Annotated in this window: 22 protein-coding genes, 1 tRNA gene and 1 pseudogene; 13 read left to right on the top strand and 11 right to left on the bottom strand. The window is 66.7% G+C overall.

Translation table 11 applies throughout. The annotated features are described in order from the left end of the window. A partial coding sequence (locus tag FFS27_RS11470; RefSeq protein ID WP_137952014.1) for a 3-deoxy-7-phosphoheptulonate synthase occupies positions 1–639 on the top strand: 639 nt, incomplete at its 5' end. 40 nt (positions 640–679) lie between these two features. Here the strand turns inward: FFS27_RS11470 and FFS27_RS11465 are convergent. Both FFS27_RS11465 and FFS27_RS11460 read right to left on the bottom strand, forming a co-directional pair. Next, on the bottom strand, positions 680–1,888 hold the full coding sequence (locus FFS27_RS11465; RefSeq protein ID WP_137952013.1) for a winged helix-turn-helix domain-containing protein: 1,209 nt from the start codon (positions 1,886–1,888) through the stop codon (positions 680–682). Positions 1,889–1,970: 82 nt separating this feature from the next. After that, positions 1,971–2,204: a DUF1127 domain-containing protein gene (locus FFS27_RS11460; RefSeq protein WP_003090935.1), complete on the bottom strand. Its 234-nt coding sequence runs from the start codon at positions 2,202–2,204 to the stop codon at positions 1,971–1,973. A 96-nt stretch (positions 2,205–2,300) separates the two neighbouring features. Here FFS27_RS11460 and FFS27_RS11455 point away from each other — a divergent pair, with 96 nt between their 5' ends. Beyond that, positions 2,301–3,155, top strand: coding sequence for a LysR substrate-binding domain-containing protein (locus FFS27_RS11455; protein ID WP_003090936.1), 855 nt, complete (start codon positions 2,301–2,303; stop codon positions 3,153–3,155). A 1-nt stretch (position 3,156) separates the two neighbouring features. On the opposite strand, the gene FFS27_RS11450 is transcribed toward FFS27_RS11455, so the two are convergent. After that, a complete protein-coding gene (locus FFS27_RS11450; protein WP_003114755.1) occupies positions 3,157–3,906 on the bottom strand; it encodes a sulfite exporter TauE/SafE family protein in 750 nt (249 codons plus the stop codon). Between the two features lie 100 nt (positions 3,907–4,006). Here FFS27_RS11450 and FFS27_RS11445 point away from each other — a divergent pair, with 100 nt between their 5' ends. From FFS27_RS11445 to ohrR (FFS27_RS11435), 3 genes are all read left to right on the top strand, one after another. Further along, on the top strand, positions 4,007–4,963 hold the full coding sequence (locus FFS27_RS11445) for a LysR family transcriptional regulator (RefSeq protein WP_003090939.1): 957 nt from the start codon (positions 4,007–4,009) through the stop codon (positions 4,961–4,963). A gap of 85 nt (positions 4,964–5,048) precedes the next feature. Continuing rightward, positions 5,049–5,504, top strand: a complete 456-nt coding sequence (gene ohrR / locus FFS27_RS11440) for a hydroperoxide stress response transcriptional regulator OhrR (RefSeq protein ID WP_003090940.1) — start codon at positions 5,049–5,051, stop codon at positions 5,502–5,504. Positions 5,505–5,648: 144 nt separating this feature from the next. Then, entirely contained in the window at positions 5,649–6,077 is a 429-nt protein-coding gene (gene ohrR / locus FFS27_RS11435) for an organic hydroperoxide resistance protein OhrR (RefSeq protein WP_003090941.1), read from the top strand. A gap of 87 nt (positions 6,078–6,164) precedes the next feature. Here the strand turns inward: ohrR (FFS27_RS11435) and efp are convergent, their stop codons facing one another. Further along, positions 6,165–6,731, bottom strand: a complete 567-nt coding sequence (efp, locus tag FFS27_RS11430; protein ID WP_003090942.1) for an elongation factor P — start codon at positions 6,729–6,731, stop codon at positions 6,165–6,167. 42 nt (positions 6,732–6,773) lie between these two features. Beyond that, entirely contained in the window at positions 6,774–7,904 is a 1,131-nt protein-coding gene (gene earP, locus FFS27_RS11425) for an elongation factor P maturation arginine rhamnosyltransferase EarP (protein WP_022580569.1), read from the bottom strand. A gap of 155 nt (positions 7,905–8,059) precedes the next feature. Between earP and FFS27_RS11420 the strand changes: the two genes are divergently transcribed. Together FFS27_RS11420 and oprI are read left to right on the top strand one after the other, a co-directional pair. Continuing rightward, positions 8,060–8,149 (top strand) — tRNA-Ser (locus FFS27_RS11420). A gap of 416 nt (positions 8,150–8,565) precedes the next feature. After that, the gene (gene oprI / locus FFS27_RS11415; protein ID WP_003090944.1) at positions 8,566–8,817 is read left to right on the top strand and encodes an outer membrane lipoprotei OprI; all 252 of its coding nucleotides are present in this window, start codon (positions 8,566–8,568) and stop codon (positions 8,815–8,817) included. Positions 8,818–8,940: 123 nt separating this feature from the next. On the opposite strand, the gene FFS27_RS11410 is transcribed toward oprI, so the two are convergent. The 3 genes and pseudogenes from FFS27_RS11410 to tesA all read right to left on the bottom strand — a co-directional run bounded on the left by FFS27_RS11410 (position 8,941) and on the right by tesA (position 10,928). Further along, positions 8,941–9,912: a L,D-transpeptidase family protein gene (locus tag FFS27_RS11410; protein WP_021264967.1), complete on the bottom strand. Its 972-nt coding sequence runs from the start codon at positions 9,910–9,912 to the stop codon at positions 8,941–8,943. A gap of 77 nt (positions 9,913–9,989) precedes the next feature. Continuing rightward, entirely contained in the window at positions 9,990–10,268 is a 279-nt protein-coding gene (locus FFS27_RS11405) for a hypothetical protein (RefSeq protein ID WP_003090947.1), read from the bottom strand. A gap of 55 nt (positions 10,269–10,323) precedes the next feature. Then, positions 10,324–10,928: pseudogene (tesA, locus tag FFS27_RS11400) on the bottom strand (esterase TesA). A gap of 10 nt (positions 10,929–10,938) precedes the next feature. Here tesA and FFS27_RS11395 point away from each other — a divergent pair. From FFS27_RS11395 to greB, 3 genes are read left to right on the top strand one after another with little or no spacing between them, the layout of a single operon-like run. Then, entirely contained in the window at positions 10,939–11,622 is a 684-nt protein-coding gene (locus FFS27_RS11395; RefSeq protein ID WP_003090949.1) for an ABC transporter ATP-binding protein, read from the top strand. An 8-nt stretch (positions 11,623–11,630) separates the two neighbouring features. After that, the gene (locus FFS27_RS11390) at positions 11,631–14,123 is read left to right on the top strand and encodes an ABC transporter permease (protein WP_079381427.1); all 2,493 of its coding nucleotides are present in this window, start codon (positions 11,631–11,633) and stop codon (positions 14,121–14,123) included. Positions 14,124–14,174: 51 nt separating this feature from the next. Further along, on the top strand, positions 14,175–14,681 hold the full coding sequence (greB, locus tag FFS27_RS11385; protein WP_003090951.1) for a transcription elongation factor GreB: 507 nt from the start codon (positions 14,175–14,177) through the stop codon (positions 14,679–14,681). Between the two features lie 12 nt (positions 14,682–14,693). On the opposite strand, the gene FFS27_RS11380 is transcribed toward greB, so the two are convergent. Then, positions 14,694–15,011, bottom strand: coding sequence for a hypothetical protein (locus FFS27_RS11380; RefSeq protein WP_003090952.1), 318 nt, complete (start codon positions 15,009–15,011; stop codon positions 14,694–14,696). Positions 15,012–15,187: 176 nt separating this feature from the next. Between FFS27_RS11380 and thpR the strand changes: the two genes are divergently transcribed. From thpR to FFS27_RS11365, 3 genes are all read left to right on the top strand, one after another. Then, positions 15,188–15,736, top strand: coding sequence for an RNA 2',3'-cyclic phosphodiesterase (thpR, locus tag FFS27_RS11375; RefSeq protein ID WP_023100944.1), 549 nt, complete (start codon positions 15,188–15,190; stop codon positions 15,734–15,736). 195 nt (positions 15,737–15,931) lie between these two features. Continuing rightward, positions 15,932–16,867: a triacylglycerol lipase gene (gene lipA / locus FFS27_RS11370; RefSeq protein ID WP_003090955.1), complete on the top strand. Its 936-nt coding sequence runs from the start codon at positions 15,932–15,934 to the stop codon at positions 16,865–16,867. Positions 16,868–16,916: 49 nt separating this feature from the next. After that, a complete protein-coding gene (locus FFS27_RS11365; protein ID WP_003160579.1) occupies positions 16,917–17,939 on the top strand; it encodes a lipase secretion chaperone in 1,023 nt (340 codons plus the stop codon). 167 nt (positions 17,940–18,106) lie between these two features. Here FFS27_RS11365 and FFS27_RS11360 read toward each other — a convergent pair whose 3' ends face one another. After that, positions 18,107–18,541, bottom strand: a complete 435-nt coding sequence (locus FFS27_RS11360) for a DoxX family protein (RefSeq protein ID WP_003090958.1) — start codon at positions 18,539–18,541, stop codon at positions 18,107–18,109. 98 nt (positions 18,542–18,639) lie between these two features. Beyond that, positions 18,640–19,209 (bottom strand): transglycosylase SLT domain-containing protein (locus FFS27_RS11355; protein WP_171019190.1); only part of this gene is annotated, 570 nt, incomplete at its 5' end.

Genomic DNA, 19,209 nt, shown 5'->3' with positions numbered 1-19,209 from the left:
CTGCTGAACTACGAGGAAGCCCTGACCCGCCGCGCCAGCCTGACCGGCGAGTGGTACGACTGCTCGGCGCACATGCTCTGGATCGGCGACCGCACCCGCCAGCTCGACGGCGCTCATGTCGAGATGCTGCGCGGCGTGGGCAATCCGATCGGGGTCAAGGTCGGGCCGAGCATGGCCAGCGAGGAGCTGATCCGCCTGATCGATATTCTCAACCCGGACAACGATCCGGGCCGCCTCAACCTGATCGTGCGGATGGGTGCCGACAAGGTCGGCGACCACCTGCCGCGCCTGATCCAGGCCATCCAGCGCGAGGGCCGCCAGGTGCTGTGGAGTTCCGATCCGATGCACGGCAATACCATCAAGGCCTCCAGCGGCTACAAGACCCGCGACTTCGCCCGCGTGCTCGCCGAAGTCCGCCAGTTCTTCGAGGTGCACCAGGCCGAAGGCAGCTACGCCGGCGGCATCCACATCGAGATGACCGGGCAGAACGTCACCGAATGCATCGGCGGTTCGCGACCGATCACCGAAGACGGCCTCAGCGACCGCTACCACACCCACTGCGACCCGCGGCTGAACGCCGACCAGTCGCTGGAGCTGGCCTTCCTGATCGCCGAGACCCTGAAGCAGGTACGCCGCTGAGCGCGCCGCGGCCGCTCCCGCCGCCCGGCGGGAGCGTTCGCTAGAGCAGCACCCCGCGCAAGCGCACCGCCAACTCCCCGCGCCCCTCGATCGCCACCGTCGCCAGGCCCAGCCAGGCGGCCATGCTGCGCAGCTGCTCGGCCAGCTCGTGCAGGGCGGCATCGTCCATGCCGTTCGCCTCGACATGCAGCGCATGCACCGCCAGGCGCTCCCGCGCCCGCTCGGCGCGGAGGTCGACGCGGCCGACCAGACGGCCGTTGTACAGGAATGGCAGCACGTAGTAGCCGTACACGCGTTTTTCCTTCGGCGTGTAGATCTCCAGACGATAGCGGAAATCGAACAGGCGCTCGGCCCGCGCCCGCTCCCAGACCAACGAGTCGAAGGGCGAGAGCAAGGCACTGGCGCCTAGCCGCCTCGGTACCTGCGGTTCGCCGGGGCAGTAGGCCGGCTGGCTCCAGCCCTCGACCCGGACCGGCAGCAGCTCGCCAGCCTCCACCAGTTCGGCGAGGCGCGCGCGGCTCTGCGCCGGGCTCAGCCGATAGTAGTCGCGCAGGTCCTTTTCGGTGGCCACGCCCAGGGCGCTCGCCGCCATCCGCAACAGCTCGCGCTGGGCCTGTGCCTCCGAAAGCTCGGGACGCGCCAGCAATTCCGCGGGAAACACTCGCTCCGGCAGATCATAGAGCCGCTCGAAACCGCGCCGTCCGGCCACCGTCAGCTCACCGGCGGCGAACAGCCATTCCAGCGCATGCTTTTCCGCGCTCCAGTCCCACCAGGGACCGGCCCGCTCCTGCCGCGTGCTCAGGCTGCCGGCACCCAGCGCGCCTTGCTCGCGCACCGCCTGCAACACCTGGCGGATCAGTGGCTGCTGTTCCCGGCCGAAACGTGCCAGTTGCTGGTAGATGCCCTGGCCGTCGGCGGCCTGGCGCATCCGCCAGCGCATCAGCGGGTAGTGTTCCAGCGGCAGCAGCGAGGCCTCGTGCCCCCAGTATTCGAACAACTGGCGGTGACGGCCGACACTCCAGGCTGCCTCGTCGAGCAGCGTCATGGAGTAGGGACCGAGGCGGGAAAACAGCGGCAGGTAGTGCGAGCGCACCAGCGCATTCACCGAATCGATCTGTAGCAGGCCGAGGCGCGCGAGCATTTCGCGCAGATGCCGCCGCTGCACGCTGCGGCGCGTCCGCCGGCCGTCGAAGCCCTGCGCGGCCAGGGCCAGGCGGCGGGCTTCGGCGAGGGAAAGCGAAAGACTCATGGAGCGCCCCAGTCGATGAAGGAGACTGCGAGTCTATCGTGCCCCCGCCGCCGCGCCAGCCCGGCGCGCCGCTGCGGTTCGCTCAATGCCGACGCAGCGGGTCGTCCCAGAAATGCCGCTCGCCCTCTTGGAAGATATCCGCCCGACTCAGGCCGAGGTCCTTCAGCGCTTCGTCGCTCATCCTCAGCAGTTCCCGGCGCTCGCGGGCCAACTGCAACCAGCGCCGCCAGCGACGCCACAACGACGGCGCAGCGGTCGAGGCGGGATGGGATGCAGCGTGGCAGTGACTGCCGAAATAATCCTGTTGACCTTTCATCGTCTTGCCCTCCGTTCGGGATAGGCACAGTCTCCCGCCAGGCATAGGATCAATCCAACGAATCATTCTTATGCAATGCATCTTGGAGATTGATGAATGAGCTACCAGCCCGGCATCGATACGGAATTGCTCCGCACCTTCGTCGCCATCGCCGAGCACGGTGGTTTCACCCGCGCCGCGGAGGCGGTGAATCGCACCCAGTCGGCGGTCAGCATGCAGATGAAGCGGCTAGAGGAGGACGTCCTGCAGCGCTCGCTGTTCGAGCGCGACGGAAGGCAGACCCGCCTCACCGCCGAAGGCCAGGTGCTGCTCGGCTATGCCCGGCGGATCCTCAAGCTGCACGGCGAGGTGTTCAACACCCTGCGCCGCCCGCACATGGTCGGCTCGGTGCGCATCGGCACCCCGGACGACTACGTGATGCGCTTCCTCCCGGCGATCCTGTCGCGCTTCGCCGAAGCCTATCCGCTGGTGCAGGTCGAGGTGCATTGCGACACCTCGCTCAACCTGCTGGCGCGCAACGACCTCGACCTGTCCATCGTCACCCGTGAGCCGGGCACCGAGATCGGCCAGTTGCTGCGCCAGGAGCCCTTCGTCTGGATGGCCGCCGAGGGCTTCTGCCCCCACGACCAGCGGCCGATCCCACTGGCCATGTTCAACACCACCTGCTTTTGCCGGGCCTGGGCCTGCAACGCCCTGGAGGCGGCGGAACTGGACTACCGCATCGCCTACAGCAGCCCCAGCCTGTCGGCGCTGTTCGCGGTGGTCAGCGCCGGCCTCGCCGTGACCGTGCAACTGCGTAGCCTGCTCACCGGCAACCTGCGCATCCTCGACGAGAGCGAGGGCCTGCCCGCCCTGCCCTCGGCCAGCATCATGCTGATGCGCAACCCGCACAGCCAGTCGCCGGTCACCGAGAAGCTCGCCGAATACATCGGCGAGGGCTTCCGTCTCTGACTCAACCGCGCACCAGCAGGAGCACCGCGCACAACGCGAGGAAGGCACAGAAGGCCATGCGCAGGCTGCGCTCGGGCAAGGCGTGGGCCAGCCTCACGCCCCAGGAAATGCTCAGCAGGCCGCCCAGCGCCAGGGGGATCCCCATCCGCCAGTCGACATGACCGTGCATGGCGTAGGTCCCCAGCGCCACCGCCGTGCTCGGTGCGGCCAGGGCCAGCGCGAGGCCCTGGGCGACGACCTGGGCGAGGCCGAACACCGAAGTCAGCACCGGTGTCGCCAGCACCCCGCCACCGACCCCGAAAAGCCCGCCGAGCGAACCTGCGCCAAGGCCCAGCACGCCCATCCAGGGCAAACCGTAGCGCGGCGTCGCGCCGCCCTGCGGCGGGCGCCGGAACAGGCGCCAGAACATGTAGCCGGCCAGCGCCAGGAGGAAGATCACGAACGCTTCGCGCATCCGCGCCGCATCGATCCGCGCGGCCACGCTGGACGCCAGGAACGCGCAAAGCAGGCCGGTCAGGGCAAGGACTCCGGCCTGGCGCGGATCGATGCGGTTGCGCTGGTGGTAGCGCCACAACGCCAGCACCACGTTCGGTACCACCATCACCAGCGCGGTACCCTGCGCCAATTGCTGGTCGAGGCCGAAGATCACCCCCAGCGCCGGGATCGCCAGCAGGCCGCCGCCTATCCCGAACAGACCGCCCAGGCAACCGAGCACCATCCCCAGCAGGAAATCGAGAAATACATCCAGCATGTCAGCCCCTCTTTCGACGCCTCCATGCTAGGCAAGCGTGGCTGGATGGGAAACGCACAAGAAAGCACAATGGCTATGCCAATCACGCAAAGGCATGAGCATGTTGCCCGATACCCTCAGCGAACAGTTCGTTCTCTACCTCGATGTCCTCGATGGCGGCAGCTTCTCCGCCGCTGCCCGCAAGCACCCGCTCACCCCGTCCGCCGTGGCGCGCCGGATGGACGCCCTGGAACGCGCCGTCGGCAGCACCCTGCTGGTGCGCACCACCCATACGGTGCGCGCCACGCCGGCCGGCCTGGCCTTCGCCGACCGTGCCCGGCGGATCGTCACCGAACTGCGCCTGGCCCGTGCCGAAGCGGTGTCCCTGAGCACCGCGCCGCAGGGCCTGATCCGTATCGATGCGCCGGTGCCCTTCGGCCGCCGCCACCTGGCCCCGGCGGTCGCCGACTTCCTCAAGGCCAACCCCGGCCTCGACGTGCAATTGCGCCTGATCGGCAGCTTCATCGACCTGCAGGGCGAACATCTCGGCGAGGTCGACCTGGTGTTGCGCGCCGGCCCGCTGCCCGACAGCCGCCTGGTGGCCACTTCGCTGGCGCCGATGGTGCGGGTGGTCTGCGCCAGCCCGGAGTACCTGCGCGAACATGGCGTTCCCGCATCCCCCGGCGAACTGCCGGAGCATGCCGGCATCGATTGGGACAACCTGTCGCCACCCTATGCCTGGCGCTTCCAGCACGACGGCAAGCTCCAGCACCTGCGGCCGAAACGGGCGCGGCTGGCCACCAATAACGCCGAAGCGATGGTCGACGCGGCGCTGGCCGGCCTCGGCATCGCCCACCTGCCAACCTGGTTGTGCAGCGAGTACCTGCTGCGCGGCGAACTGCAGGCGCTGTTCTGCGACGACGGCTTGCCCGCCGCCGAGCCCACCTGCATCTATGCTCTGCGCCTGGAACGCGAAGCCAGTTCGCGAACCCGCCTGCTGCTGGCTTTCCTCCGCGAGCGCTTCGGTTTTCCGCCACCCTGGGACCAGGCCCTGCAGCAGCGTCTCGGCGAGCGCTGAAGACACCACCCGGCGGGAAACCTGGAAAGCCAATAGCCACTACGCTAAATTCATGCACAGCGCCCTACTTACTTGGAAGACAGCCATGTCCCGACTGCCCACCACCCCTTGCGAGCAGCTCAAGCTGGACAACCAGCTGTGCTTCGCCCTGTATTCCACCTCGCTGCAGATGACCAAGGTCTACAAGCCCCTGCTGCAAGCGCTCGGCCTCACCTATCCGCAGTACATCGCCATGCTGGTGCTATGGGAACGCGACGGCCTGACCGTGGGCGAAATCAGCGCACGCATGCTTACCGACCCGGGATCGCTCACGCCTCTGCTCAAGCGCCTGGAGGGCGAAGGTCTGATTACCCGCACTCGCAGCAGCGAAGACGAACGCGTAGTCCTGCTGCGCCTGACCGACAAGGGCCGCGCCCTGCAGCGACAGGCCGAGAGCATTCCCGCCTGCATCCTGGAGAGTACCGGCCTCGACTTGCCACAGCTGGTCGCCCTCAAGGATGAGCTGCTGGCCCTGCGCGGCAACCTGCAAGCACCGGACTGAGGGGCTTATACCTACCTGTCTGGTTTTTATCGCCAAATCTTCCAACGATTTATCTTGCGCACAAAATAGCGTGACGATAAATTTCATTTCACGCACTTACTTAGCGCGCAAGAAATTAACGCACAACCTAGACAGGTGACCCTCATGCAAACCATCAAGGCTCTCTACACCGCAAGCGCAACCGCCACCGGAGGCCGTGACGGCCGTGCGGTATCCTCGGACGGCGTGCTCGACGTGAAACTCAGCACTCCGCGCGAACTGGGCGGCCAGGGCGGCGCGGCCACCAACCCGGAACAACTGTTCGCCGCCGGCTACTCGGCCTGCTTCATCGGGGCCCTGAAGTTCGTTGCCGGCCAGCGCAAGCAGACCCTTCCCGCCGACGCCTCGATAACCGGCAAGGTCGGCATCGGCCAGATTCCCGGCGGCTTCGGCCTGGAGGTCGAACTGCACATCAGCCTGCCGGGCCTGGAGCGCGAAGCCGCCGAAGCGCTGGTAGCCGCCGCCCACCAGGTCTGCCCCTACTCCAACGCTACCCGCGGCAATATCGACGTACGCCTGAACGTGTCGGTTTGAAGCTTCTGACTCTCCGCGCCGCGGCGGCGGACAGCGGAAACGAAAAAGCCCGGCGAATGCCGGGCTTTTTCTCGTCGCGCGAAAGGATCAGGCCTTGACGCGGGACTTGTACTCGCCGGTGCGGGTATCGATCTCGATCGAGTCGCCGATTTCGCAGAACGCGGAAACCTGCAGCTCGGCGCCGTTGTTCAGGCGCGCGGTCTTCATCACCTTGCCCGAGGTGTCGCCGCGGACGGCCGGCTCGGTGTAGGCGATCTGGCGAACGATGGTAGTCGGCAGCTCTACCGAGATCACCTTGTCGTTGTAGAACACGGCTTCGCAGATGTCGGTCATGCCGTCTTCGATGAAGGTCAGCACGCCTTCCAGATCGTCTTTCTCGATCTCGTACTGGTTGAACTCGCTGTCCATGAAGACGTACAGCGGGTCGGCGAAGTAGGAGTAGGTCACTTCCTTGCGATCGAGGATGATCGGCTCCAGCTTGTCGTCGGCCTTGAACACGGTCTCGGTACCGGCGCCGGTCAGCAGGTTCTTCAGCTTCATCTTGACGACGGCAGCGTTACGGCCGGACTTGTTGAACTCGGCCTTCTGGATGACCCAGGGAGCGCCATTGATGTTGGCAACCTGGCCGGCGCGGAACTCTTGAGCGGTTTTCATACGAATATCCGATGGATGAAAGACAAAAAATCAGGCCGCGTATCATAGCCAATCTGCGTAAAATTGCACCAGCCTTGCCGCAAGATCCGGACGCATGCCCTGTTCGTCGGCCCAGCGCTGCGCTTCCCTACGCCACTCGGGCAGTTGCCTCTCCAGCCCCTCCCAGGCCCCGGCAAGTCCACCGCCGGCGTTCCACGCCAGCCAGAAGGTGCGCAGGTTTTCCGCCAGGTCGGCGGGCAGGCCGGCGCAATAGAGTTCGAGGAATGCCTCGAGCTTCGCCAGGTGCGCCTCCTCTTCCTGTCTATAGATGTGCCAGAGCAGCGGCCGTCCCGCCCACTGCGCGCGAACGAAGGAGTCCTCGCCGCGCACCGCGTTCAGGTCGCAGCACCACAACAGGCGATCGTAGTCGTCCTGCGCCATGAACGGCAGCACCTGGACCCGCAACGCGTCGCGCACGTGGACGTCCCCAACGGCCAGCGTAGCCACCCGCAGCCAATCGGCGACATCCGCCAGCACCCGCCCCTCCGGCACCAGCAGCAGGCTCGGCTGGCGGGCGTCGCGCAGTTGTTCCAGCCAGCCAGGCAGCGCCGGGTTTTCGTAGGCAAACAGCGAAATCAGTCGCTCGCCAACCTTCCGTCGCACGCCGAGGGAGGCGAGAAACTCATCCTGCGCCGAGGCAGAGGCCTGGAAACGGCGCCGACGTTCCAGCAGGCCGGCCTCGCGCAACAGGCCGCCACTGGGCTCGCGGAACCCGGGAAAGAAGAAGTACTTGGAAAGCCCGCACGCCTGCAGCGACGGCAATGCGTGGCAACTGCCGATCCATTCCTCGGCACTCAGGTACTCCAGGTTCAGCCACAGGGACGGCCGCTCGCGCTCGCGCATGGCCTGCCGGTGCGCCTCCGGCAGTTCGCAGGCGAAGGCCTCGATCACCACGTCGGCGGCCGCCACCGGTGCCCACGGCCGGCCCCAGGCACGCACTTCGACCCCATCCAGGCTCTGCACGTGCGCCGCCGGGTCCGCCCGCGGACAGATCCGAGCGAAGGCCTGCGGCTCGTCCACCCACAGGCGCACCGCCTGACCGTGCTCGGCGGCCAGTTGGCGAGCCAGGCGCCAGGTGACGCCGATGTCGCCATAGTTGTCGACCACGCTACAGAAAATGTCCCAGCTCGCCATCCGCCTCTCCTCTTCGTGCCCGGCAGTCTACCAAGGCACCCCGCGGACTTTCCTCCGACGACCTAAGCCGATGAAAAAGTTAAAAAAATATTTGCCAAGCGGGAAATGTTCGAGTAAATTGCGCGCCTCGACAGACACGGCGCTGTCGAGAACCTGGTGAGGTGTCCGAGTGGTTGAAGGAGCACGCCTGGAAAGTGTGTATACGGGAAACCGTATCGAGGGTTCGAATCCCTCCCTCACCGCCAGATCGCAAGAAGGCCCGGCTAATCAAGTTAGCCGGGCCTTTTTCATTTCCGCACCAATACTTACGGCATTTCCGGCAACATGCTGGCAACTTAGTTGTTACTTGCCACTCCCCGCCAAGTCGATAAGCGCCAGCCACTCCGGCGGAACATTCTCGACAACCCGGCAGCCCTCATCCCCCGCCTCTTGCAGCAACTCTACCCAAGGTCCGGGAAATTGCTTACTTGCGCCGCACGCTGGATATTTTTTGAACAAACGACACTCCAACTACTGCTAAAGTCGGGGGGACTAAAAAAAAAGTTGCTCGGCTTGCGCTTGGTCAGTTTACTTACTACAAGTAATGGGTAGTATGTAGCCGGCTAATTTCCCCGGCTGGGGAGATTGCTGTTATGGAAATGTCCACCTTAAGGGGAACACGATGAACAACGTTCTGAAATTCTCTGCTCTGGCTCTGGCTGCTGTTCTGGCCACCGGTTGCAGCAGCCACTCCAAAGAAACCGAAGCTCGTCTGACCGCTACCGAAGACGCAGCTGCTCGTGCTCAGGCTCGCGCTGACGAAGCCTATCGCAAGGCTGACGAAGCTCTGGGCGCTGCTCAGAAAGCTCAGCAGACCGCTGACGAGGCTAACGAGCGTGCCCTGCGCATGCTGGAAAAAGCCAGCCGCAAGTAATAGGTCTCACGACCTGTTGAAAACCGGTCCCTCGGGGCCGGTTTTTTTATGCCTGCGTTTCGCCGGGCATGAAAAAACCCGCGTCCCTTGCGGGTACGCGGGCCTCTGCCTCGACGCTCTCCGTCAGGGCGTAAGCTGGGTAGGATCGCTATCCACCGTCGCGGTCATCGCCGGCGCCGATTCCTGGGCGATTTCCACCGGCACGCCATCCTCCGAGGCCACCACTTCGCGGACCACGTCCCAGTTCAACTGGATACGCTTGGCCAGGTCGTCGCGCTTGAGCAGGGTATTGATCACCGCGGTGTGCTTATCCACCACCGACGGGTCGCCATGGTCGTTCAGCGGCGTATGCGCCTCCAGGTAGACCTTGCCGTTGCTCACGCCGAACTTGTAGGGCTCGTTGATGATACGCACGCTGGTGCCGACGCTGATCATCGAGAACAGGTGGGTCACGTCGGCGTTGTACATGCGGAAGCAGCCATGGCTGGTGCGGGTGCCGATGCCGAACTTCTTGTTCGAACCATGGATCAGGTAGCCCGGCACACCCAGGGTCAGCTTGTACGGTCCCAGCGGATTGTCCGGGCCCGGCGGCACCACGGTCGGCAGCGGATCGCCATCGGCGGCGTGCTCGGCGCGGATCGAGGCCGGCGGATACCAGGCCGGGTCCTTGGTCTTGGCGGTGATGCGGGTGTTCGCGATCGGCGAACCCCAGCCCTCGCGGCCGATGCCCAGCGGATAGGTGTGCACCACGCTCTGCCCTTTCGGGTAGTAGTACAGGCGGTACTCGGCCAGGTTGATCACCACGCCTTCGCGCGGGCCAGGCGGCAGCACGAAGCGGGTCGGGATGATCACCTCGGTGCCGACGCCCGGCAACCAGGGATCGACGCCGGGGTTGGCGGCGACCATTTCGCTGTAGCCCAGGTTGTACTGCTCGCCGAGGTCGGCGAAAGTGTCCTCGTACTTGGCCTTGATCACCTGGACCTGGCCGACGACGTCCTCGCCCGGAGGCGGGAGCTGCAGTTCCAGGGCCGATGCGGAGCCGGCCGAAAGCAGCGCGGCGAAAGACAGTGAGACAACGGGTACGCGCGACAACATTCCGGAGAATCCTTGGCGAGTGCGATGAAGGAGTAGGAAAGACAGTGTAACACCCCGCCAGGTTTCACCGGGAGGGCTCAGACCAACCAGGACAGGCGCTCCCCGCGCTTTTCCGCCTCCAGTTGTTTCCGGCAATCGGGACACAGCAGCCGGTCGCGCAGACGCGCCCGTTCCAGCGGCTGCCAGCGCGGCTGGGCCGGCAGCAGCTTGCCGCAAAGCGTGCGGTCCGCCGGGGTATCCAGCTCCAGCTGACGCGCCACCACATGCACCCGGACCTCGCGACAGGCGAACAGGTCCAGCTGATCGTCGGGCTCGATCAGTTGATAGGCGTAGAGGGTCCAGGCGGGACGCGGCATGGGGGGCTCCTGAGGGGTGCGCAACCTTAGCCGAAAGCGGTTTCCCGGGGAAGTCTCAAAGCAGCGGTTTCAGCGTCGGCCAGACATTTTCCAGGAGCCTCGGCTGGGCGGCGAGCGCCGGATGGATGCCATCCGCCTGCATCATCCCCTGGACCCCGCCGACCCCTTCGAGGAAAAACGGCACCAGGGCGGTCTTTTCCTGCGCCGCGACCGCGCCGTAGACCTTGAAAAGGCCTCGATGTAGCGCGGGCCGTAGTTCGGCGGCAACTGGATACCCAGCAGCAGCACCTTCGCCCCTTCCGCCCGGGCCTTTTGCGCCATGCTGGCAAGATTCTGTTGCAATTGCGCCGGCGCCATTCCGCGCAGCCCGTCGTTGCCTCCCAGCTCGATCACCACCAGCGCCGGCTTCTCCTCGGCAAGCAGCGCCGGCAGGCGCGCCAGGCCGCCCGCGGAGGTGTCGCCGCTGATCGAGGCGTTCACCACCCGGTAGTCGTAACCTTCGTCGGCGAGGCGCTTCTGCAACAGGGCAACCCAGCCCTGGCTGGTATCCAGTCCCAAAGCGGCGCTGATACTATCGCCCACGACCAACAGCGTCTGCGCCGCGGCCTGCTGGGTCAGCAGGACCAGGGCCAGGCAGCCGCTCAACAGCAATGCACGCATCGGAACCTCCATGAGCGCCAGCATTCTCAACGCGCAGAACCTTAGCAAGGTTGTCGGTAGCGCGGAAGGCAAGTTGACCATCCTCCACGACCTCTCCCTCGACCTCGCCCGCGGCGACAGCCTGGCGATCGTCGGCAGTTCCGGCTCCGGCAAGTCGACCCTGCTCGGCCTGCTCGCCGGGCTCGACCAGCCCAGCGGCGGCGAGGTCCGTCTCGCCGGGCACGCCCTCGGCGACCTCGACGAGGACCAGCGGGCGCGCGTCCGCGCGGCCCATGTAGGCTTCGTGTTCCAGTCGTTCCAGTTGCTCGACAGCCTCGATGCGCTGGAGAACGTGATGCTGCCCCTGGAGCTGGAAGGCCGCGCCGACGCTCGCCAGCGCGCCAGAGAACTGCTCGAGCGAGTCGGCCTCGGCCAACGCCTGGGCCACTATCCGCGCCAGCTCTCCGGCGGCGAGCAGCAGCGGGTCGCCATTGCCCGCGCCTTCGCGGCGGAGCCGGACGTGCTGTTCGCCGACGAACCCACCGGCAACCTCGACAGCGCCACCGGCGAGCGGATCAGCGACCTGCTCTTCGAACTCAACCGCGAACGCGGTACCACCCTGGTCCTGGTTACCCACGACGAGCGTCTGGCGCATCGCTGCCGGCGCCTGATCCGTCTGGAAAGCGGACGCCTGATCGACCGGGTCGAACCCTGATGAAGCCGGTGCCCCTCTCCCGCCTACTGAGCCTCGCCGGTCGCCAATTGTTCCGCGAGTCGCGCAGCGGCGAGCTGCGCGTGCTGTTCTTCGCCCTGCTGATCGCGGTCGCCTCGAGCACCGCCATCGGCTATTTCAGCGCCCGCCTGAACGGCGCCATGCTCGCCCGCGCCGCCGAGTTCCTCGGCGCCGACCTGGTGCTCAACGGTACCCAGCCGGCAAGCGCCGAACAGATCGAACGCGGCACCCGTCTGGGCCTGCGCCACGCCGACAGCGTCGAGTTTTCCAGCGTGATCGCCACCGACCAGGGCATCCAGCTCAGCAGCATCAAGGCGGTCGGCGACCGCTACCCCTTGCGCGGCCAGCTCAAGAGCGCTGCCGCGCCGTTCGCCGCCGAGCAGGCCGGCGGTCGTCCGCAGGCGGGCGAGGTATGGGTCGAATCGCGCCTGCTGGTCAGCCTCGACCTGAAGGTCGGCGACAGCATCGAGATCGGCCGCAAGCCGCTGCGCATCGCGCGCATCCTTACCTACGAGCCGGACCGCGCCGGCGACTTCTACAGCCTGACGCCCCGCGCCATGATGAGCCTGGCCGACCTCGATGCCACCGGGGTGGTCCAGCCGGGCAGCCGGGTGCGCTACCGCGATCTGTGGGAAGGCCCGCCGGAAGCCCTCCAGGCCTATCGCCAGCAGGTCAAGGGCAGCCTCGCCGCCAACCAGCGCCTGCAGGATGCCCGCGACGGCAACCGCCAGGTGGGCGATGCCCTCGGCCGCGCCGAGCGCTACCTGAACCTGGCCAGCCTGGCCGCGGTGCTGCTCGCCGGCGTCGCCGTGGCGCTGTCCGCCGCCCGTTTCGCTGCACGGCGCTACGACGCCAGCGCGCTGCTGCGCTGCCTCGGTCTGTCGCGCAGCGAAACCCTGCTCCTCTACGCGCTGCAACTGTTGCTGCTGGGCCTGCTCGCCAGCGCCATCGGCGCCCTGCTCGGCTGGTTGGCGCAGCTCGGCCTGTTCCGCCTGCTCGCCACGCTGCTGCCGCCGGACGTACCAGCCGGCGGCCTGTTCCCCGCCTTCGCCGGGATCGCCACCGGCCTGGTAGCGCTGGCCGGCTTCGCCCTGCCGCCGCTGGCAGCCCTGGGCCGGGTACCGCCGTTGCGGGTCCTGCGCAGCGACCTGCTGCCGGTGCCGATGCGCACCTGGATGGCCTACGCCTGCGCCCTGCTCGCCCTGGGCCTGATCATGTGGCGGTTGAGTCTCGACCTGAAGCTGACCCTCGCCCTGCTCGGCGGCGGCCTGGTCGCCACGCTGGTGCTCGGCGCCCTCCTGCTGCTCGGCCTGAACGGCCTGCGCCGGGCACTGGCGCGTGCCAGCCTGCCATGGCGGCTGGGACTCGGCCAGTTGTTGCGGCACCCGCTGGCCGCCGCCGGACAGAGCCTGGCCTTCGGCCTGATCCTGCTGGCCATGGCCCTGATCGCCCTGCTTCGCGGCGAACTGCTGGATACCTGGCAGGCCCAGTTGCCGCCGGACGCCCCCAACCATTTCGCCCTGAACATCCTGCCGACGGAAAAGGACGCCTTCGAACGTCGCGTGCAAAAGCTCTCCCCCGGCGCCGAGCCGCTGTTCCCCATGGTTCCCGGGCGCCTGGTAGCGGTGAACGGCAAGCCGGTCCAGGCGCTCGACGAAGACGTGCGCAGCGAGCGTGCCCTGCAGCGCGACCTCGGCCTGACCTGGTCAGAGCGACTGCCCTCCGGCAACCAGCTCACCGCCGGACGCTGGTGGAGCGCGCCGCAGCCGGGGGCCCTGCCGGGCGTGTCGGTGGAAGAGAAGCTGGCCGCCAACCTGCGTATCCAGGTCGGCGACCGGCTCACCTTCAGCGTCGCCGGGCAGAATCGCGAGGTCCAGGTCCAGAGCCTGCGCAAGGTGAAGTGGGACAATTTCCAGCCGAACTTCTTCATGGTCTTCCAGCCCGGCACCCTGACCGACCTGCCGGTGACCTACCTGACCAGCTTCTACCTGCCGGCCAGCCAGGAACGCGACCTGATCGCACTGGCCCGCGCCTTCCCCACCGTCACCCTGCTGCCGGTAGACGCCCTGCTGAGCCAGCTGCGGAGCATCCTCGACCAGGTCACCCTGGCCGTGGAGTACGTGCTGGTGTTCGTTCTCGCGGCGGGCTTCGTGGTGCTCTTCGCCGGCCTCCAGGCGACCCTCGACGAGCGCGTGCGCCAGGGTGCCCTGCTGCGCGCGCTGGGTGCCGAGCGCGAGTTGCTGCAACGTACCCGGCGGGTCGAGTTCGCCCTGCTCGGCGCAGTCAGCGGCCTGCTCGCGGCGCTCGGCTGCGAGGCGGTCAGCCTGCTGCTCTACCGACTGGTCTTCGACCTGCCGTGGCAAGCGCACCCCTGGTTGCTCGCGCTGCCTCTGGTAGGCGCCGTGCTGGTAGGCGGCGCTGGCCTGCTGGGTACCCGTCGCGCCCTCAACAGCAGCCCGCTGCGGGTCCTGCGCGAGGGCTGATCGGATACACTGGCAGGCTTTCATCCGTTCATTTGTGGAACCACCCGAACCATGAGTCGCTATCGTCCACCGCGCACCGCCGGCACCCCGCTGATCACTCCGGAGGGCGCCGCGCGGTTACGTGCAGAGCTGCATGAACTCTGGCACGTGCGCCGTCCCCAGGTGACCCAGGCGGTCAGCGAAGCCGCCGCCCTCGGCGATCGCTCGGAAAACGCCGAATACATCTACGGCAAGAAGATGCTCCGCGAGATCGACAGTCGCGTGCGCTTCCTGCGCAAGCGCCTGGAAAACCTGAAAGTGGTCGGCGAGCGGCCGGCGGATCCGAACCGGGTGTACTTCGGCGCCTGGGTGACCCTGGAAGACGAAGACGGCGAGCAGGCCCGCTATCGCATCGTCGGCCCCGACGAACTGGACCTGCGCAACAACCAGATCAGCATCGACTCGCCGCTCGCCCGCGCACTGGTCGGCAAGGAGCTGGACGCCGAGGTGCTGGTGCGCACCCCGGCCGGGGAAAAGCTCTGGTTCGTCGTCGAGATCGAGTATCCGCCGGCGCCCTGAGGGGCCACGCGCTCAGCGCAGGATACGGCGGGTGATCAGGCCCTGGCGGGCGACCCGGATCAGTTGCCGGACCACTAGGTCCAGGTCTTCCGCCCCGGGGGCCTGGACCACGGCGAAGTCGAACGCGTCGCTGGGGAAGCGCGCCAGGTCCTTGCCGTCCTGGGCGAACTGGATAAGGAAGGTACGCGAACCGTTCCAGCGCTTCGGCCAGCCTTCGAGGTAACGGACGAGGGTCGGCTGGTGCGGCCCGCTGAGGAGAATCCTCGGGTTCCGCCGGACCAGGCCGGTGGTGATGGGTGCCAGGCGCAATTGCGTGCTGGGACAGGTCATGACGTCATGTCTCCGCCTCTTCGGTCCCGCTGGACAGCGGTGAGAGGCAACACCGAGCCAGCGCTTTAGCGGTATTTCGGCTGCTGCCGGGCGCCCCGCAAGTTGCTGTTTAAATCGGCGCACGCGCATCCTAGAAAAGCCGCATGGAGACTGTCAAGAAACACGCGGAGGCGCCCATGCCCGATCGCTCTCTTCGCCTGTTCTTCGCCCTGCCCTGTCCACCTCCCCTCGCCGAGCGGATCGGCCGGTGGCGCGATGACCGGCCACTGCCCGGACGCCAGGTGGCGACGGCGAACCTGCACCTGACCCTGGCCTTCCTCGGGCAGGTCCCGTCCGCTCGGCTCGAGGCCCTGCTGGACATGGCCGCGGCCATCGAAGCCGCGCCCTTCGACCTGTGTCTCGACCGTCTGCTGCGCTGGAGGAACGGCATCCTGCTGCTGGCCCCCAGCCAACCGCCCGGCGCCCTCCTGCGCCTGCGCCGCGCCCTGCGCTCCGGCCTTGCCGAACTGGAGCTGCCTGTGGAAACCCGCCCATTCAGCGCCCATCTGACCCTGGCTCGCGATGTCGCGCCGCTGGAGGACGCCCCGCTACCCCCAACCTTCGTATGGCAGGTCGACCATTTCAGCCTGTTTTGCTCGCAAAACGACGCCGCGGGCGTGCGCTACCGCACACTCGGTCGCTGGGCGTTGTGCGGGGAAGATTCAAACGAGCGTTTCGCGCCGTAACAACCCGCCTCTTCCGCTCTGCCACGCAAGTTATGACCGGCCGCCAGGAAGCCGCGGATTTCCTGGCCTGGAGGAAAAAAGCCGAAGCTGGCACGGTTCCTGCGCAAGGGACAGCGAAGCGGTTCTCCCGGAAGGATTCGGGCGATGGCTGGCAGGACGCGCCCCTCGGCCCCATCAACCTGAGATGAGAACAACATGAAGAAGAAGTCTCTGCTCCCCCTCGGCCTGGCCATCGGCCTCGCCTCTCTCGCTGCCAGCCCTCTGATCCAGGCCAGCACCTACACCCAGACCAAATACCCCATCGTGCTGGCCCACGGCATGCTCGGCTTCGACAACATCCTCGGGGTCGACTACTGGTTCGGCATTCCCAGCGCCTTGCGCCGTGACGGTGCCCAGGTCTACGTCACCGAAGTCAGCCAGTTGGACACCTCGGAAGTCCGCGGCGAGCAGTTGCTGCAACAGGTGGAGGAAATCGTCGCCCTCAGCGGCCAGCCCAAGGTCAACCTGATCGGCCACAGCCACGGCGGGCCGACCATCCGCTACGTCGCCGCCGTACGTCCCGACCTGATCGCTTCCGCCACCAGCGTCGGCGCCCCGCACAAGGGTTCGGACACCGCCGACTTCCTGCGCCAGATCCCACCGGGTTCGGCCGGCGAGGCAGTCCTCTCCGGGCTGGTCAACAGCCTCGGCGCGCTGATCAGCTTCCTTTCCAGCGGCAGCACCGGTACGCAGAATTCACTGGGCTCGCTGGAGTCACTGAACAGCGAGGGTGCCGCGCGCTTCAACGCCAAGTACCCGCAGGGCATCCCCACCTCGGCCTGCGGCGAAGGCGCCTACAAGGTCAACGGCGTGAGCTATTACTCCTGGAGCGGTTCCTCGCCGCTGACCAACTTCCTCGATCCGAGCGACGCCTTCCTCGGCGCCTCGTCGCTGACCTTCAAGAACGGCACCGCCAACGACGGCCTGGTCGGCACCTGCAGTTCGCACCTGGGCATGGTGATCCGCGACAACTACCGGATGAACCACCTGGACGAGGTGAACCAGGTCTTCGGCCTCACCAGCCTGTTCGAGACCAGCCCGGTCAGCGTCTACCGCCAGCACGCCAACCGCCTGAAGAACGCCAGCCTGTAGGACCCCGGCCGGGGCCTCGGCCCCGGCCCTTTCCCGGAAGCCCCCTCGCGTGAAGAAAATCCTCCTGCTGATTCCACTGGCGTTCGCCGCCAGCCTGGCCTGGTTCGTCTGGCTGGAACCTTCCCCCGCACCCGAGACGGCGCCCCCGGCCAGCGCGCAGGCGGGCGCAGTCCACGCCCCGCCAGCAGCCTCCGCGGGAGAAGCGGTGCCGGCCCCCCAGGTCATGCCGGCCAAGGTCGCGCCGCTGCCAACCTCCTTCAGGGGCACCAGCGTCGATGGCAGTTTCAGTGTCGACGCCAGCGGCAACCTGCTGATCACCCGCGACATCCGCAACCTGTTCGACTACTTCCTCAGCGCCGTCGGCGAAGAGCCCCTGCAGCAAAGCCTGGACCGCCTGCGCGCCTACATCGCCGCCGAACTCCAGGAGCCGGCGCGCGGCCAGGCGTTGGCGCTGATGCAGCAATACATCGACTACAAGAAGGAACTGGTGCTGCTCGAACGCGACCTGCCGCGCCTGGCCGACCTCGACGCCCTGCGCCAGCGGGAAGCCGCGGTGAAAGCCCTGCGCGCGCGGATCTTCAGCAACGAAGCGCACGTGGCGTTCTTCGCCGACGAGGAAACCTACAACCAGTTCACCCTGGAGCGCCTGGCGATCCGCCAGGACGGCAAGCTCAGCGCCGAGGAAAAGGCCGCCGCCATCGACCGCCTGCGCGCCAGCCTGCCGGAAGACCAGCAGGAAAGCGTGCTGCCGCAACTGCAAAGCGAACTGCAGCAGCAGACCGCCGCCCTCCAGGCCGCTGGCGCCGGCCCGGAAGCCATCCGCCAGATGCGTCAGCAACTGGTGGGCGCCGAAGCCACCACCCGCCTGGAGCAACTCGATCGGCAACGCTCGGCCTGGAAGGGCCGGCTGGACGACTATTTCGCCGAGAAGAGCCGGATCGAAGGCAATACCGGGCTGAGCGAAGCCGACCGCCGCGCGGCGGTCGAACGCCTGGCCGAGGAGCGCTTCAGCGAACAGGAACGCTTGCGCCTGGGCGCGCTGGAACAGATGCGCCAGGCCGAGCAGCGCTGACCGACACGGAAACGCCAAGAACGCGGCGAAGGGCGCTTCGGCGGATAACGCTACCCTCAGGGGTGCAGCCCTGGCGTGGCCGGCGAGGCGGAAACCTTGTGCTGCGCGCCGCAACGAAAAAGGGCGGCCACCCGAAGGTGTCCGCCCTTTTTCGTCGCCAGCCCGGTTCAGCGGGACAGCTTGCCGTCCAGCGAGAACTTGCCGGCGCCATCGATCAGCAGCGCCACGCTGATCATCAGCAGGGTCAGGGCATATTCATAGCCGTTGTCGGTGATGAAGAAGCCATTGCCGATGTGCACGCTGAAGATCGCCACGATCATGGTGAAGCCCACCACCACCGACGCCGGACGCACCAGCAGGCCGATCACCAGCGCCAGGCCGCCGAAGAACTCGGCGCTGCCGGCCAGGGTCGCCAGCAGGTAGCCAGGGGTCAGGCCGATGGATTCGAACCACTGCGCCATGCCGTTCAGGCCGGCGCCGCCGAACATGCCGAAGAGCTTTTGCGAACCGTGGGACATCAGGGTAAGACCGGTGACGATACGCAGGATGGCCAGGCCGGCACCGGCGTTGGTCGACAGGATGGTCTTGATCAGTGGATTCATGGTGCGTCCTCAGGTGTGGGATAAGATGGGCACACTATAGGCAAGATAATTCGATATTAAAACCGCAAAAAACGCGTTATCAATATCGAATTTATAGATTATTTTTGAGCCGTCGCCGTCTTCGCACGCACCCCGGGCTCCAGGCGAACCCGTTCGCGTTCATATGCAAGGTAGTACTTGTTGACGCTGCTGACATAACTCACCACACCCATGCCTATCTCTTCCGCAGCCACCCGCTCGACCTGGAAGAACCAGCGATTCGGATCGAGCCCCCGGCGACGCGCCTGGGTGCGCAGGTTCTGTACCCGCTCCGGGCCCATGTTGTAGGCCGCCAGGGTGAACGCCAGGCGCTCGCGTTCGTCGAGGTGCTTGCTGGAGAAGAACTGCTTGCGGATCTTGGTCAGGTAGCGACTGGCGGCCAGCACGTTGCTGTCCTTGTCGTGCACGTTGCCGACCCCGACGCTGCGCGCCGCCGCCGGGGTGATCTGCATCAGCCCGCTGGCGCCGCCGGAACCGCGCGCCTTCGGGTTCAGGTGCGACTCCTTGTAGGCCACCGCCGCCAGCGCCAGCCAGTCCATGCTGTTCTGCTGCGCGTAGCGCTGCAGCAGTGGACGGACCGCTTCCAGGCGCTTGCGGTCCGCCGCGCCGAGGGGGTTGCGGACCTTGTA

Origin of the sequence: Pseudomonas sp. 2VD, from assembly GCF_005503585.1 — a bacterium.
Classification (GTDB): domain Bacteria; phylum Pseudomonadota; class Gammaproteobacteria; order Pseudomonadales; family Pseudomonadaceae; genus Pseudomonas; species Pseudomonas aeruginosa.
This window is presented reverse-complemented; position numbering and strand designations above follow the sequence as displayed.

What these genes read in the sequence shown, in the direction of transcription:
- FFS27_RS11465 (WP_137952013.1), bottom strand. Translation starts at nt 1,888, where the DNA reads ATGAGTCTTTCGCTTTCCCTCGCCGAAGCCCGCCGCCTGGCCCTGGCC.
- FFS27_RS11460 (WP_003090935.1), bottom strand. Translation starts at nt 2,204, where the DNA reads ATGAAAGGTCAACAGGATTATTTCGGCAGTCACTGCCACGCTGCATCC.
- FFS27_RS11455 (WP_003090936.1), top strand. Translation starts at nt 2,301, where the DNA reads ATGAGCTACCAGCCCGGCATCGATACGGAATTGCTCCGCACCTTCGTC.
- FFS27_RS11450 (WP_003114755.1), bottom strand. Translation starts at nt 3,906, where the DNA reads ATGCTGGATGTATTTCTCGATTTCCTGCTGGGGATGGTGCTCGGTTGC.
- FFS27_RS11445 (WP_003090939.1), top strand. Translation starts at nt 4,007, where the DNA reads ATGTTGCCCGATACCCTCAGCGAACAGTTCGTTCTCTACCTCGATGTC.
- ohrR (WP_003090940.1), top strand. Translation starts at nt 5,049, where the DNA reads ATGTCCCGACTGCCCACCACCCCTTGCGAGCAGCTCAAGCTGGACAAC.
- ohrR (WP_003090941.1), top strand. Translation starts at nt 5,649, where the DNA reads ATGCAAACCATCAAGGCTCTCTACACCGCAAGCGCAACCGCCACCGGA.
- efp (WP_003090942.1), bottom strand. Translation starts at nt 6,731, where the DNA reads ATGAAAACCGCTCAAGAGTTCCGCGCCGGCCAGGTTGCCAACATCAAT.
- earP (WP_022580569.1), bottom strand. Translation starts at nt 7,904, where the DNA reads ATGGCGAGCTGGGACATTTTCTGTAGCGTGGTCGACAACTATGGCGAC.
- oprI (WP_003090944.1), top strand. Translation starts at nt 8,566, where the DNA reads ATGAACAACGTTCTGAAATTCTCTGCTCTGGCTCTGGCTGCTGTTCTG.
- FFS27_RS11410 (WP_021264967.1), bottom strand. Translation starts at nt 9,912, where the DNA reads ATGTTGTCGCGCGTACCCGTTGTCTCACTGTCTTTCGCCGCGCTGCTT.
- FFS27_RS11405 (WP_003090947.1), bottom strand. Translation starts at nt 10,268, where the DNA reads ATGCCGCGTCCCGCCTGGACCCTCTACGCCTATCAACTGATCGAGCCC.
- FFS27_RS11395 (WP_003090949.1), top strand. Translation starts at nt 10,939, where the DNA reads ATGAGCGCCAGCATTCTCAACGCGCAGAACCTTAGCAAGGTTGTCGGT.
- greB (WP_003090951.1), top strand. Translation starts at nt 14,175, where the DNA reads ATGAGTCGCTATCGTCCACCGCGCACCGCCGGCACCCCGCTGATCACT.
- FFS27_RS11380 (WP_003090952.1), bottom strand. Translation starts at nt 15,011, where the DNA reads ATGACCTGTCCCAGCACGCAATTGCGCCTGGCACCCATCACCACCGGC.
- thpR (WP_023100944.1), top strand. Translation starts at nt 15,188, where the DNA reads ATGCCCGATCGCTCTCTTCGCCTGTTCTTCGCCCTGCCCTGTCCACCT.
- lipA (WP_003090955.1), top strand. Translation starts at nt 15,932, where the DNA reads ATGAAGAAGAAGTCTCTGCTCCCCCTCGGCCTGGCCATCGGCCTCGCC.
- FFS27_RS11360 (WP_003090958.1), bottom strand. Translation starts at nt 18,541, where the DNA reads ATGAATCCACTGATCAAGACCATCCTGTCGACCAACGCCGGTGCCGGC.